Annotated in this window: 11 protein-coding genes; 4 read left to right on the top strand and 7 right to left on the bottom strand. The window is 61.6% G+C overall.

What is annotated here, in order from left to right; all coding sequences use genetic code 11:
- The first annotated feature begins 1 nt into the window (after position 1).
- A complete protein-coding gene (locus tag OHD58_RS01010) occupies positions 2–2,173 on the top strand; it encodes an acetate--CoA ligase family protein (protein ID WP_263801183.1) in 2,172 nt (723 codons plus the stop codon).
- A gap of 113 nt (positions 2,174–2,286) precedes the next feature.
- On the opposite strand, the gene araD is transcribed toward OHD58_RS01010, so the two are convergent.
- A complete protein-coding gene (gene araD / locus OHD58_RS01005) occupies positions 2,287–4,029 on the bottom strand; it encodes an L-arabinonate dehydratase (RefSeq protein ID WP_263801182.1) in 1,743 nt (580 codons plus the stop codon).
- Between the two features lie 175 nt (positions 4,030–4,204).
- Here araD and OHD58_RS01000 point away from each other — a divergent pair, with 175 nt between their 5' ends.
- A complete protein-coding gene (locus OHD58_RS01000) occupies positions 4,205–5,143 on the top strand; it encodes a LysR family transcriptional regulator (protein WP_263801181.1) in 939 nt (312 codons plus the stop codon).
- On the opposite strand, the gene OHD58_RS00995 is transcribed toward OHD58_RS01000, so the two are convergent.
- The 6 genes from OHD58_RS00995 to OHD58_RS00970 all read right to left on the bottom strand — a co-directional run bounded on the left by OHD58_RS00995 (position 5,140) and on the right by OHD58_RS00970 (position 12,020).
- Positions 5,140–5,967: a carbohydrate ABC transporter permease gene (locus tag OHD58_RS00995; protein WP_263801179.1), complete on the bottom strand. Its 828-nt coding sequence runs from the start codon at positions 5,965–5,967 to the stop codon at positions 5,140–5,142. The two genes, OHD58_RS01000 and OHD58_RS00995, sit on opposite strands and share 4 nt — an antisense overlap.
- Positions 5,964–6,848 carry a carbohydrate ABC transporter permease gene (locus OHD58_RS00990; RefSeq protein ID WP_263801178.1) on the bottom strand — a complete coding sequence of 295 codons (885 nt, stop codon included), beginning with the start codon at positions 6,846–6,848 and terminating at the stop codon, positions 5,964–5,966. Before OHD58_RS00990 ends, OHD58_RS00995 begins: the two co-directional genes overlap by 4 nt.
- Positions 6,849–6,922: 74 nt before the next feature.
- Positions 6,923–8,197 carry an extracellular solute-binding protein gene (locus OHD58_RS00985; protein ID WP_263801177.1) on the bottom strand — a complete coding sequence of 425 codons (1,275 nt, stop codon included), beginning with the start codon at positions 8,195–8,197 and terminating at the stop codon, positions 6,923–6,925.
- A gap of 33 nt (positions 8,198–8,230) precedes the next feature.
- Positions 8,231–9,316, bottom strand: coding sequence for an ABC transporter ATP-binding protein (locus OHD58_RS00980; RefSeq protein ID WP_263801582.1), 1,086 nt, complete (start codon positions 9,314–9,316; stop codon positions 8,231–8,233).
- A gap of 27 nt (positions 9,317–9,343) precedes the next feature.
- Entirely contained in the window at positions 9,344–10,864 is a 1,521-nt protein-coding gene (locus tag OHD58_RS00975) for an alpha-N-arabinofuranosidase (RefSeq protein WP_263801176.1), read from the bottom strand.
- Positions 10,865–11,042: 178 nt separating this feature from the next.
- Positions 11,043–12,020: a LysR family transcriptional regulator gene (locus OHD58_RS00970; protein WP_263801174.1), complete on the bottom strand. Its 978-nt coding sequence runs from the start codon at positions 12,018–12,020 to the stop codon at positions 11,043–11,045.
- A gap of 147 nt (positions 12,021–12,167) precedes the next feature.
- Between OHD58_RS00970 and OHD58_RS00965 the strand changes: the two genes are divergently transcribed.
- Together OHD58_RS00965 and OHD58_RS00960 are read left to right on the top strand one after the other, a co-directional pair.
- Entirely contained in the window at positions 12,168–12,950 is a 783-nt protein-coding gene (locus OHD58_RS00965; RefSeq protein WP_263801173.1) for an ABC transporter substrate-binding protein, read from the top strand.
- A 68-nt stretch (positions 12,951–13,018) separates the two neighbouring features.
- Entirely contained in the window at positions 13,019–13,666 is a 648-nt protein-coding gene (locus OHD58_RS00960) for an amino acid ABC transporter permease (protein ID WP_263801171.1), read from the top strand.
- Positions 13,667–13,677: the final 11 nt, after the last annotated feature.

The following is a 13,677-nucleotide window of genomic DNA, read 5'->3' as shown; positions in this document are numbered from 1 at the left end:
CATGCAGATCCAAAGCGGCTGCATGGCAACAGCCTTGCCTCAAGAGGACACCGCCTTGCATATCGACGTTACTCCCATGGTGCGGCCGCGCTCGGTCGCGGTAGTTGGCGCTTCAGCCAAGCGCATGACGCAGGGCAATGTTGTGATCAGCAATCTCAAGGAGTGGGGATACCGGGGCGCGGTGCTTCCCGTGCATCCCCAAGCCAGCGAGATCGACGGAATCGCCGCGCTCAATTCGGTCGCTGCCTTGCCTGCGGATACGGACCTCGCCATCGTCGCGATTCCCGCGGCGCAGGTCAAAGGCGTGCTCGATGAACTCGAACAGAGCCCGGTGCGCTCGGCCATTGTCTTCACCAACGGTTTTTCACAGGGCGAAGAACGCTCCATCCGCGAGATGAGCAAGGGGAGCCGCCTCATCGTACATGGCCCCAACTGCATGGGGCTGGTCAATTTCACCGACTCCATCCCACTTTATCCATCACGGCCCAGCAAAAGACTGCGTCCTGGCAAGGTGGCCATAGTTGCCCAGTCCGGTTCGGCGGCGATCTCGGTGATGAACTCGACAGTGGTCGGGCTTTCCAAGGTCGTCACGATGGGCAGCGAGTTCCACGTAGGCGCGGCCGACTACATCCGCTGGCTTGCCGACGACGACGCCACCTCGGCGATCGGCGTCGTTGCCGAATCGATCAAGGATCCGGTGGCGCTGGCCTTCGCGGCGGAAGCAGTCCATGCGGCGGGAAAGTCGCTGGTCGTTCTGAAGGTTGGCCGTTCGGCCACGGGGCTCGCGGCAACCAAGGCGCATACCGGCGCGCTCGTGAGCGACACCGATGCCTATGACGATTTCTTTGCTGCAACGAACATTGCGACCGTTTCCGATTACGACGAGTTGATCGCATCTCTCGAATGCGCCGCGACGGTTCGCAGGATGGTTGGCGGCATCGGGATCGGCATCGTTGGAATTTCGGGCGGACAGACGGCGCTTGCCTGCGATATCGCCGAGGCGGGCGGCGTTGGGGTCGCAGGATTCAACGAAACAACGGCTAAGCGGTTGCGAAAGGCATTGCCTGGAGCAACGGGGCATAATCCCATCGATTTCGGTGCCACGGTCAACGTCGAGGACCGGAATTCTCCGGAAGCGATTGCCGCCGTGCTCGACGATGAGAATGTAGGCGCCGTCGTGGCGCTCCAGGATACGCAGGAGAGCCTCAATCCGGCGACGCTGCAGAATTACATGGGCATATTGAACGTCTATGCCGAAAGCGGCCGTGCCGCGAAAAAACCATTCGTCGTGATATCGCCGACGTCCGAAAACGTGGATCCCGGAGTGCGTGAGCTTCTCGCGCAAAGCGGCGTCCCGCTGATCCGGGGATTGACCCCGGGATTGCGCGCCGTTGGAAACCTGGCGCTAGGTCGGCCAAAGCTGGCTGGTGCCTGGGGCGAGGCTCGGCGGGGAACCAGACCTCCCTTCAATCCCAAGGCGGGCGAAATTCGTCGCGAACTTTCACAGGTCAAGGGTGCACTCGACCCTGCCGCCAGCTTCCGCATCCTGCGCGAATATGGCCTCCCGGTGGTCAAGTCGATCGTCGTGCGCAACGCGGATGAGGCTTCGAAGCGGGCGCTGGAGGTTGGATTTCCGATGGTGGTGAAGGTCGCCTCTGCGCACATCCAGCACAGGTCGGACGTCGGCGGCGTCGTGCTCGATGTGGCCGACGAGACATCCCTGCGCGCGGCGATCGCGCTCATCGCCGACAGGGTGTCACAAACCATGCCCAACGCGGTTGTGGATGGATACGAACTTCAGGAGCAGATCGTCGACGGGGTGGAGGCGATGGCGGGTTTCACATCGGCGGCCCCGTTCGGCCCGCTGGTAATAGTGGGGAGCGGTGGGACGCTCGTGGAGGTAATTGGCGACCGCGCGGCGAAGCTTGCGCCGCTCAATGCCAGCGAAGCATCCGAGATGCTCAGAAACACAAAACTTGCCAAGGTGCTCGGCGGCTATCGCAACTTGATTCCAGAGACGGATCTTTCCCACCTGGTGGACCTGACAGTCAAATTCTCACAACTCGCAACTGATCTGGATGGGGCAATGGTCGCCTGCGACCTTAATCCGGTGCTGGTGCGCAAAGGCTCCGGAGAGGTGAGGATCGTGGATGCTCTCTGCATCTGCGCCTGAAGTCGCGGAAGATCGGCGAAGGCCTTGTGGAGCCAACGTCAAACTGGAGTAGACGAAAGGGCAGCGTCAAGCATCGTCGCTGGTCTGGTCGAAGGTCACCGCAACACTGCAGTTCAGTGCGAGTCCTTCGGCACGGCCTTTCCGCGACTGCCTTTCAAGAAGTCGAAGTCAGCGCCTGTGTCGGCGCCGGTCACGTGGTCATGATAAAGCTTCGCGTAGCCGCTTTCGGGCGGCAGCGTGGAACTGGTCCAGGCTGCCAGGCGACGTTTGATCTCGGCCTGTGAAATGTCCAGGTGGAGACGCCTGTTCGGCACGTCCACCTCGATGTAATCGCCGTCTCGGACCACCGCCAGGGGGCCACCGGCCGCCGCCTCGGGACTGGTATGCAGGATGACCGTTCCATAAGCGGTGCCCGACATCCGCGCGTCGGAAATGCGCACCATGTCGGTGATGCCCTTTTTCAGCACCTTCGGCGGCAATCCCATGTTGCCGACTTCGGCCATGCCAGGATAACCGCGTGGTCCGCAATTCTTGAGCACCATCACGCAGGTTTCATCGATGTCGAGGGCATCGTCATTGATCTTCGCCTTGTAATCGTCGATGTCCTCGAACACGACCGCCCGGCCCCGGTGCACCATCAGGGCGGGCGTGGCCGCCGACGGCTTCAGCACGGCTCCGTCGGGCGCCAGATTGCCGCGCAGGACCGCGATGCCGCCCTGGCTGGTCAATGCCTTGCCGGCCGGGCGGATGACGTCCTCGTTCCAGTTGCGCACGTCCTTGACCTGATCCCATTGCGACTGGCCGGAGACCGTCAGCGCGTCCTTGTGCAGCAGACCCGCCTCGCCGAGCATCTTCAGGACGACCGGGAGGCCGCCGGCGTAGAAGAACTCCTCCATCAGGTATTTCCCGGAGGGCATCAGGTTGACGATCGTCGGCACGTCGCGCCCGAGGCGATCCCAGTCGTCAAGCGTCAGGTCGACACCTGCCCGTCCCGCCATTGCCAGGAGATGCACGACGGCATTGGTAGAGCCACCGATTGCGCCGTTGCAGCGAATGGCGTTTTCGAAAGCCTCCATTGTCAGCACGTCGGACGGCTTCAAATCGTCCTTGACCATCTGCACGATGCGCCGCCCGGTAAGCTGGGCGATAACCCGGCGGCGGCTGTCGACCGCCGGAATGGCCGCGTTGCCGCTCAGCGCCATCCCCAGCGCCTCGGCCATCGACGCCATCGTGGATGCCGTTCCCATGGTGTTGCACGATCCGGGCGAGCGGCTCATCGCCTGCTCGGCCTCGAGAAAATCCGCCTGGCTCATCGAACCGGCCTTGACTGCTTCCGACATTTGCCAGAGCGCGGTGCCGGAGCCCACGCGCTCATTGCGGAACCAGCCGTTCAGCATCGGCCCGCCGGTGACGACGATCGCCGGGATGTCGACCGATGCCGCGCCCATCAGCAGCGCCGGCGTGGTCTTGTCGCAACCGACCATCAGCACCACGCCGTCGAGCGGGTTGGCACGCAACGCCTCCTCGACGTCCATCGACGCGAGGTTGCGGTACATCATCGCCGTGGGCCGCAGCGCGCTCTCTCCGGTCGAGAACACCGGAAACTCGACGGGCAGGCCACCAGCCTCATAGATGCCATGCTTGACGCGTTGTGCGAGGTCGCGCAGATGGGCGTTGCACGGCGTCAGTTCCGACCAGGTGTTGCAGATGCCGATCACCGGGCGCCCGTCGAACAGGTCAGCCGGCAATCCCTGGTTCTTCATCCATGAGCGATGATAGATGTTATCCCGAGAGGTCCCGCCGAACCATTCGGTAGACCGCAAAGTGCGCGGCCATTTTGCTGGTATGAAATTCATGGCGCACCCGCTCGAACATCTTATGCGCAGACCGCCTGTCTGCGCTGGCTTGTGAGGCGCAAGGCTGCCCTCATCGCGATGCGAATGTGCGAAACAAGAGCATATCAGTCAAATCATGTGTCTATATTCTACGATAGCAAGAATGGTATGATCGCCCTTTAGCGGAAAGATGCACATGAAGCCTCAATTCCTCAAGATGAATCAGCTGCGCTTCGTCGATGCCCTGAAACGGCGCGGCAAGCTTGCGCTCGCGGCGGCCGACATGAACATAACCCAGCCGGCGGCATCGAGAACCCTGGCTGAGATCGAGGCGCTTGTCGGGCAGCAAATCTGCGTCCGCCATGCACATGGTTTGACGTTCAACGAGTTCGGCGATGTCCTTGCGGCGCGGGCGAGGCGCATCGCCTCGGAGATCGAAAAACTCGGACGCGATATCAACGAGGTTGCCGACGGGCGGCGTGGCCGCGTTCGCATCGGCACGGTAACCGCGCCGGCGATTGCATTTGCCTTGCCGGCCTCGCTGGCGCTGCGGGCGATCGCGCCTCACGTCCAGTTGCAGATCGACGTCGAGCCGAGCGTCACGCTCATGCATCGCATGCGCGCCGGCGAATATGATTTCGTGCTGGGGCGCCTGACGCCATCCGACGATCCGTCGATCTACGATGTCCGCCGCATCGACGAGGAGGCATTGGAATTCCTGGCGCGCCAGGGCCATCCGCTCGCCGGACGGCGCGGCCTGTCACTCGGCCAGCTCAGTGAATTCGATTGGGTGCTGCAGCCGGCCGGCTCGCCGATCTGGTCCGCCGTCAGCGACGCATTTGCTGCCGATTCCGCCCCATTTCCCGACCGCATCACATTTTCATCGTCGGTGCTGCTGACGCTCGCCACCGTGTCGCGCACCAATGCGATCGCACCCTTCGCGCGGGAAGTGGCTTATCTGCTGGCCGCCGAGGATCTGAGCGCGAAGGTCGTGGCTCTAGACACAAGGGTGAAAGCCGTCGTGCCCGCCTTCAACATCATCATGGCGAAGGACGCTCTGCTCTCGCCGTTGGCCCGGCGGTTCCTCGAACTCGTGGAAATCGAGATCGAACGCTCTCGGGTGTCCAAACCCTAGCCTTTGATGCCGGACGAGATCATCACCGCTTCCGTGACCTTTCTCTGGAAGATCAGGTAGGCGATGGCGACCGGAGCAGCGGCGAGCAGTGCAACCGACATGATCCGCGCATAAGCCACGCCGAACGCGTCGTTGACTTGGGTTATGCCGACCGGGATCGTCATCTGCGTTTCGGATGTGACGACAAGGAACGGCAGGAAGAACTCGTTCCAGGTCGCGATGAAGGTGACAATCCCGAGCGCTGTCGTAATGCCCCAATTCAGCGGCAGGTAGACCTTGAACAGTAGTTTGAACTCGCTCGCGCCATCGAGCACGGCCGCCTCGCGCAACTCCTTGGGCACCGCGTCGAAAAACTGCTTGTAGACGACGATCACGACGGGAACGATCAGTTGCGGCAGGATGATCCCACCCCATTTGTTCACCTGGCCAAGGTCGTTCATGAGGATGAATTGGGCGACGTAGAGGGCCTGCGGCGGCACCATGAAACTCAGCAGGACGACACCGTAGAGCAAGCGCCTGCCCGGAAACTTGATCTGCGACAGCGCGTAAGCGCACATGACCCCGAACAGCAGGACGACGGCGGTCGTGATCGCGGCGGTGCCGACCGAGTTGACGTACCAGCGCATCAGGTTGGTGCGGAAAATCACGTCGATATAGGATGCGAGGTTGAACTCATCAGGCAGGACACCGCCACCACCGACCACATTCTGTTCTGAGCGGATCGACGTCACGAAGGCCCAGTAGAGCGGGAACATCCACACACCCGCGCACAGCAGTGCGAACAGCCCGAACAGCTGGTTGGCGAGCTTCCGGTTCCTGATCATCGCCGTCCAACCACGCGCAAAAGTTGGAATTGCAGTACCGAAAATATCACGATGATGACCACCAGCGTCATAGCGATGGCCGAACCGTAGCCGCCATGGTCGAGCTGGAAGGCTTCGCGATAGACCTGCAAAAGCAGCACATAGGACGAATTGAACGGGCCGCCCTTCGACAGCAGGTAGACCTGGTCGAAGATTTTGAGCTGCAGGATCAATTGCAGCGTCAGGACCATGGCGGTGATCGGCCAGAGCAAAGGCCAGGTAACGCGACGAAACCGTTGCCAGGCCGTGGCGCCGTCGAGCTTTGCCGCCTCGTAGAGATCGGTCGGGATATTGCGCAGACCGGCCAGGAACAGCAGCACGTTGAAGCCGTTCGTCCACCAGATCGTAACCGCCGCGATCACCGGCATCACCCAATGCGGGTTCTTGAACACCGCGACCGGCTTGCCGGTGAACAGCGTGAAGACGCCTTGCAGGATGCCATACTGGAAATCGAGCATCCAGGTCCAGATCAGCGTCACCACCGAGACGGGCAGGATGTACGGAAAGAAGAACAGAACCATGATGAGCGCCTGGAGCCGCCCCCTCAGGCGGCTAATCATCAAGGCGATGCCGAGAGCGATCGCCGTCGTCGGGATCACGGTCAGCAGCACAAAATAGGCGTTGTTGACCAGGGAGGTGTAGAACAACCGGTCGCCGAGCAGTCTGACATAGTTGTCGACGCCGATCCAGTTGCCGTCGCCGATAAGCGGCGAGTCCGTAAAGCTGAGCTGCAGCACCTTGAGCGTCGGATAGGCAAAGAAGATCGCGAAGGTTGCAACAAACGGCGCGATCAGCACCATTGCTGTCAGGTTGGCTTTCCGCCGCCTCGACTGAAGGGACATGCTTGCGTCCTATCCTTGCTCAGATGTTTCGGAAACCCGCCGCGTCGGCGGCGGGTTTCGCGATCGATTAGAGCTTATTGCAGCATGCCCTGCAGTTCGGTCTTCATCTGCTCGACGGCATCGGCCGCCGGCAACTGGCCATGCACCGCCGGTGCGATGTAGTTGTCCACCGCGTCGTAGACCGGCGAGGCAACGCCGGCGATCTTGCTGCGCGGGTCGAAGACGGCGTGGCCCGCCAGCGTCGCATAGGTGGCGTTCGGTTGCATCGCCTGGTATTCCGCGCTCTCGACGGTCTTCTTGAACGCCGGGATATGTCCGGCATCCGCCCAGCCAAGCGAGTTCTTTTCCATCCAGCCAAGCACCGTCAGGGCAGCCTGGCGAACGGCGGGATCCTCGTCCTTGTTGGCTGGCAACGCAAAGGCATGCGAGTCCGCCCAGGTCGCGGGCTTCTCGAGCAATTGCGGTACTTCGACAGCGCCCCATTCGAAGCCGAGCTTGTTTGCCGCCGCCAGGTCCTTGAAGGTCGGAACCTCCCAGACGCCATTGATATGGAACGCCGCATCGCCGGCACTGAACAGCGCCACCGAGGCCTCGTATTCAGCCTGTTCGGGGATCAGGTCCTTGCTGCGCCAGTCGGCCATGATCTCGATCGCCTTCTGTGCTTTTGCGGCATTGTCGCCGGCGAGCACCTCATTACCGGTGATCAATTCGCCGCCCATCTGCGAGAACAGCGTGTAGAAGACGCGCCACGTGCCGCCGCCGCCGACGGTCTGGTAGGAGAGCGGCGCCTTGACGCCTTTTTCCTTCAGCTTTGTCATCGCGGTGGTGAAGTCCTCAAGCGAGGCTATGCCTTTGAGATTGCCTTTATCGTCCAGGTAGTCTGTGCCTTCGAGCGCCTTCTTGTTGTAGTAGAGAACGATGGCGTGGATATCGAACGGTACGGCATAAAGCTTGCCGTCTTCGCCGCTCGCGGCCTTGATCGCGGCGTCGAAGAAATCGCCCTTCGTAAGGCCTGCCGCGGTAAGGTCGGCGTCTGTGATCTCGGAAAGACTGCCATCCTGCAATGCAAGCGGAATGCGGGACAGGTGATAAGTCATGATGTCCGGGCCCTGTCCGACGCCAACCGATGTCCTCACTTTGGTGTAGTAGGGCGTACCCCACTCAAGCGTCGTCGCCTTGATCTGGATGTCGGGATGCTCGGCGTTGAACTTGTCAATCAAAGCCTTCATGCGAACGCCGTCACCGCCGGCGAGAAAGTCCCACCACTCGACGTCGACCGCCATAGCCTGCGCGCTTAACGATCCGAGGATCGCTGCTGAAAGGAAAAGTCTCTGCAGTGCTTTCTTCATCGTCTCACTCCCTTTTTGATTCTTGGTTTTGGGCTAGCGCAAGCGCGGGCCCGTCTTGTCGAAAATCATGACGTTCTTCGGCGGCGCCGTGAGGCGGACCGTCGATCCCTTGTGGTCGTCGCGGCTGCCCCGCCGCTCGAATACCGTCGGCGTACCGGCCGCCGTCTGGCCATGCAGATAGGAGACGCCGCCAAGCTCCTCGGTGACATCCACCTTGACGGCAAATCCCGACGTCTGGCCGGACGCGATTTCCAGATGTTCCGGCCTGATGCCGACCGTGACCGGCTGCCCCGATGCCAGCGGATCCCTCACTGCGACGGCCAGCATTTCGTGTGCATCGCCATTCAACAAGATCTGCGCGGTCCCGCCGCCGCTCGTCTTGACGTTGCCGTCGAAGAAATTCATTGCCGGGGAGCCGATGAAACCCGCTACGAAACGATTGTCGGGATCGTCGTAGAGATCGAGCGGCCGGCCGGCCTGCTGCACGGTGCCGTCGCGAAGCACGAAGATCTTGTCGGCGAGCGTCATCGCCTCGACCTGGTCATGCGTGACATAGATCATCGTCGCACCAAGCCGCTGGTGCAGGCGGCTGAGTTCCAGCCGCATCTGCACCCGCAACTCGGCATCGAGGTTGGACAGCGGCTCGTCGAAAAGGAAGACTTCTGGCGCCCGCACGATGGCGCGGCCGATCGCGACGCGCTGGCGCTGGCCGCCGGACAACTCGGAAGGCTTCTTGGCGAGTTGATCCGACAATCTCAGGATCGCGGCTGCCGCCCTCACCTTTTCGTCGATCTCGGCCTTCGGCCGCCGGGCCAGTTGCAGGCTGAACGCCATATTGTCGAAGACGTTGAGATGCGGATAGAGCGCGTAGGACTGGAATACCATCGCCACGCCGCGCTTGGCCGGTTCTTCCTCGGTGACGTCGCGTGCCCCGATTTCGATCTTGCCGCCACTGGTCTCCTCAAGACCGGCGACCATGCGCAGCAATGTCGACTTGCCGCATCCGGACGGTCCGACGAACACCGCGAATTCACCACGGGCGATCTCCATCGAGATGCCCTTGATGATCTCCACGGTCCCGAAGCTCTTTTTCACTTCGGTGAGCTTGACCCCATTCATGTTCACGGTCTCCTCCGCCGTGACAGGCTAGGTCAGTGCCAGCCGCAGGACATGATACGATAGTGGCGGCAACGATCCACGCAGCCTCTTGCCATCTTCCACTCCAACGCCGCTGCCGGCGCGCGGTTTGATCCTCTCCGGATTGTCAGACGTATTGGCGGCACGGATGTCGCCTCCCTCACCACCGATGACGAAATGTTCGGCCAGCCGGGCATCGCCGAAGCCGGTGAGGTCGACGGCCAGTTCGGCTGCCTCGGACAGGTGGCGGTTGAGCACGAAAAGCGTCACCATGTCGCCGGATTTGCTTAGCACACCGGCCGCATCGAGGTAGCTCACGTCATCGGCAGCCTGGCAGTTGTAGGTCGGCGCGTCGACCGACACGCGCAGTGCCGTGCCGCGGCCGTAAAGCGACGCGAACTGGTACGGGTAATAGATCGAGGTCGCCCACGCCTTGCCGCCGCGTTCGGCCCGGATCGGTGCGATGACGTTCACGAGCTGCGCGATACAGGCGATCTTGACGCGGTCAGAGCGGCGGATGAATTCGTTGAGCAGGCCGCCGACGAACAGCGCATCCTCGAGGTTGTAGTCCTCTTCGAGAAGTTCGGGGGCCTCCGGCCAGTCCCAGCTTCTCCAGTTCTTGCTGTCCTGTTCGCGGCGGTGATACCAGACGTTCCATTCGTCGAAGCAGATGTAGATGTCCTTCTTCGAGCGCTTCCTGGCCTTCACGAAGTCGATGGCGCCGGCGATCGACTGGATGTAGCGGCCGGTTTCCTCGATCTTGCCGAAGAAGTTCAGCGTGTCGTGGCTGCTGTTGCCGAAATATTTGTGCAGCGAGATGTAATCCACGCTGTCGTAACACTCTTCCAGCACCTGCCGTTCCCAATCCGGATAGGTCGGCATCGCGTCGTTGGAAGATCCGCAGACGATCGTCTCGATGCCCTTGCCGAATGCCTTGACCGCCTTGGATGTTTCGTCCGCGAGGCGGCCGTATTCCTTGGCTTCCTTGTGCCCGATCTGCCAGGGCCCATCGAGCTCGTTGCCGAGGCACCACATCTTCACGTCATACGGCTGCTCGACGCCATGACTGCGGCGCAGGTCGCTCCAGTGGGTACCCGAAGGATGATTGCAATATTCGACGAAATTGCGGGCGTCATCGATGCCGCGCGAGCCGAGATTGAGCGCCAGCATCATCTCGATGCCGGCGTCCTTGGCCCATCCGGCGAATTCGTTGATGCCGACCTGGTTGGTTTCCTTGGAGCGCCAGGCAAGATCGAGGCGCACGGGACGCGTCTCTTTCGGGCCGATGCCGTCTTCCCAATTGTAAGCGGAGACAAAATTGCCGCCCGGATAGCGTATCGCCGGGATCTTCAGCGCTCGTACAAGATCCAGCACGTCGGTGCGGAAACCGTCGGCGTTGGCGGTCGGATGCCCTGGCTCATAAATGCCGGAATAAATGGCCCGTCCCATATGCTCTATGAACGCCGAATACAGGCGGTCGTCGATCTCGGAGATCGCAAAGTCCTTGTGGATCGACGCACGAACTTTCACTCATAGTCCTCCCGAATGCATGCCTCCGCCGCCGACCCCGCAATCAGCTTCATGGGTCACTTGCTTGCAATCAAATCATATCGCCCTATCCTAAGTTGTCAGATTTGATATGTCGTGTGTCAGGCCAGCGCTGACGACTGGTGCCGGGACGAATGATTCCGGCCGTGCCGACCTTCGTTCAGCGCCCGGAATGGCTTCCGCCGCCATAGGTTCGGTCCTGTAGCGGGGTCGAGGAAACCAGCCCGTTCAGGAGAGCGAGCAGCGCTTTTTCCGCCCGGTTCAAGACCTTCTTCGGGTTGGTCAGCAGGAAGATGTCGATGGCCGGCGGATTTTCGTAGGGAGGAAGCCGCCAGAGCAACCTATCCTCGACGTCGCGCCGGGCCACATGCAGCGGCAACGGGCCGATCCCCAATCCGGCAACGATCATCCGCCGGACCTCTTCGAGACTCGAAGAGATGCCGATGACATTTGCCTCGAGCTTTGCTTCGCCGCGCAGCAGCGCCACCGGGCGCAGCGCATCCGAGATGTGGTCGGTCTGGAACGACACCGATGTTTCGCCTTCCAGATCCCCAAATGTCAGGCCGGAAAGCCCGTACAGCCTGTGACTCGGGCCGCAGAAGAAGCCGAAAAACTCACGGTAGACGACGGCATATTCGAGCGCGGCATCGCGCTGGCTGACAAGGCAGATGCCGAACGAGGCGCGTCTCTCCCGCACCAGCTTGGCCACCTCCACGCTCGGCAGGACGGATATCGTGAGCGTTGCGCGGGGGTGCTCGCGGTGAAATTCCGCCAGGGCGCGGTCGAACAACGGCGACACTACATGGCTGGCGACGCAGATCACCACATGCCCGGTTACTTCCTCGCGCACATCACGCACCAGAACCTGCAGCCGCGAGATGGTGCCGAACACATCGAGGCTTTCCTCGTAGAGAAGGCGGCCCACATCGGTCAGTTCGAAACGATTTGCGTCGCGTTCGATGAGCCGGCGCCCGATGCGTGTTTCGAGCCGTTTCAGCGCATTGCTCACGCTTGGCTGCTTCAGCGTCAGCCGCTCGGCCGCGCGCGTGATGCTCTTCTCCTCGACAATCACCGAAAAGGTCCGCAGCAGGTTCCAGTCGAGATCCCAGACGAGGCGATCAAATCGGGGCGTCTTCATTTCCAAAATCCATGGCAAACATTTTCAATATCTATTTGCGCAATGCACCGTCAAAGGCAATCATCCGTCGCAGCGCTCGCGATGCGTCGCAAACATAACTGCAAACGCAGACAGTTCCGCCACTCGCGGACCCAGAGGATGAACGAGATGAGAACCGTATTTTCCGGCCTGGTGGCCGCCGCATTCATGTTCACCGCGGCAATTGCAGCCGCGCCCGCGCAGGCTGACGACCTCGAGACGATCAAGGCTGCCGGCGAGATCAAGGTCGCCATGACCGGCCAGTATCCGCCCTTCAATTTCGTCAACGACAAGAACGAGGTGGTTGGTTTCGACGCGGCGATAGGCATGGCCATTGCCGAACGGATCGGGGTCAAGGGCTCCGTCGTCACGACGGCGTGGGACGGCATCATCGCTGGCCTGCTCGCCAACAAGTTCGACACCATCGTCGGCTCGATGACCATCACCCCGGAGCGTGAAAAGGCCGTCGACTTTGTCGGCCCCTATTATCATGCCGGCCGCGGCGTCTTCGTGAGCGAGGCTTCCACGGTGAAGACCCTCGACGAACTGAAAGGCAAGACGCTTGGCGTCACGTTGGGAGAAACGCACGAGAAGTGGGCGCGCGCGCAGGGCGGTTGGGAAATCCGTACCTACAAGGGCCTTCCGGAACTCTTCCTGGAACTCAAGGCCGGTCGTGTCGACGCGATCGTGGTCGACAACATTCCGGTTGCGGTGGCTGTAAAGGAGACGGGAGAGAAGATCCGCCAGCTCGACACACCCGGCATCGAGGGTGGCAGCGTCGCCATCGGCATCGCGATCCGCAAGAACAATCCGGAACTCAAGGCGGCCATGCAGAAAGCCCTCGACGATATGATGGCCGACGGAAGCTACGAGAAGATCGCCATGGAATGGGTCGGTCGCGACATCCGCTAGCATTTCCGCTGTCTCCGGCCCGCTCGCGCGGGCCGGGCCGCACTCCTCTCGCCTGAAGGTCCTCGCCAATGGACTTCTCGCTCGTCCAGCGGGTCTACCTTTTCTTTGTCGAGGCGGCGCTGGTCACGGCGCAGCTTTCGGCATTGGCGTTTCTGCTCGGTCTCCTGGTCGCCGCGCTGGTTGCAGCGGCCCGGATGTCGGATGTCGCGGCGTTGCGGTTTGCCGGCGCGGCCTATGTCAGCGTGTTTCGCGGCACGCCGTGCCTGATCCAGCTGTTCATCCTGTATTTCGGCGGACCGCAGATCGGCATCAACCTCGAACCCTTCGCCGCCGGTGTGATCGGGCTCGGACTGAACATCGCCGCTTACATGGCGGAAGGCATGCGTGGCGCGATCCTGTCGGTTGATCGGGGACAGACGGAAGCGTCGCGCAGCATCGGGTTCGGCAGATGGCAGACGATGCAGCGCGTGGTGCTGCCGCAGGCGGCGCGCCTGATGATCCGGCCGCTCGGAGTGAACACGGTGGCACTGGTCAAGGGTACGGCGCTGGTATCGACCATCTCGGTGATCGAACTGACCTACACGGCGCAACGCTTCATCGGCTCGACGTACCGGCCCTTCGAGATTTTCGGCATCGCCGCGCTGCTTTACATGGTGATGGTCTATGGCGTGGCGCGGATGGTCGATGTGCTCGATCGCCGCTACGCGATAGACTGAGCAAGGAAGGC

This window comes from Mesorhizobium sp. ZC-5, assembly GCF_025753855.1.
Lineage (GTDB): Bacteria > Pseudomonadota > Alphaproteobacteria > Rhizobiales > Rhizobiaceae > Neomesorhizobium.
Note: the sequence above shows the minus strand (reverse complement) of the source record. Positions and strands in the feature narration are given on the sequence as shown.

What these genes read in the sequence shown, in the direction of transcription:
- OHD58_RS00965 (WP_263801173.1), top strand. Translation starts at nt 12,168, where the DNA reads ATGAGAACCGTATTTTCCGGCCTGGTGGCCGCCGCATTCATGTTCACC.
- OHD58_RS00985 (WP_263801177.1), bottom strand. Translation starts at nt 8,197, where the DNA reads ATGAAGAAAGCACTGCAGAGACTTTTCCTTTCAGCAGCGATCCTCGGA.
- OHD58_RS01010 (WP_263801183.1), top strand. Translation starts at nt 2, where the DNA reads ATGCAGATCCAAAGCGGCTGCATGGCAACAGCCTTGCCTCAAGAGGAC.
- OHD58_RS00980 (WP_263801582.1), bottom strand. Translation starts at nt 9,316, where the DNA reads ATGAATGGGGTCAAGCTCACCGAAGTGAAAAAGAGCTTCGGGACCGTG.
- OHD58_RS00970 (WP_263801174.1), bottom strand. Translation starts at nt 12,020, where the DNA reads ATGAAGACGCCCCGATTTGATCGCCTCGTCTGGGATCTCGACTGGAAC.
- OHD58_RS00995 (WP_263801179.1), bottom strand. Translation starts at nt 5,967, where the DNA reads ATGATCAGGAACCGGAAGCTCGCCAACCAGCTGTTCGGGCTGTTCGCA.
- OHD58_RS01000 (WP_263801181.1), top strand. Translation starts at nt 4,205, where the DNA reads ATGAAGCCTCAATTCCTCAAGATGAATCAGCTGCGCTTCGTCGATGCC.
- OHD58_RS00990 (WP_263801178.1), bottom strand. Translation starts at nt 6,848, where the DNA reads ATGTCCCTTCAGTCGAGGCGGCGGAAAGCCAACCTGACAGCAATGGTG.
- OHD58_RS00960 (WP_263801171.1), top strand. Translation starts at nt 13,019, where the DNA reads ATGGACTTCTCGCTCGTCCAGCGGGTCTACCTTTTCTTTGTCGAGGCG.
- araD (WP_263801182.1), bottom strand. Translation starts at nt 4,029, where the DNA reads ATGAATTTCATACCAGCAAAATGGCCGCGCACTTTGCGGTCTACCGAA.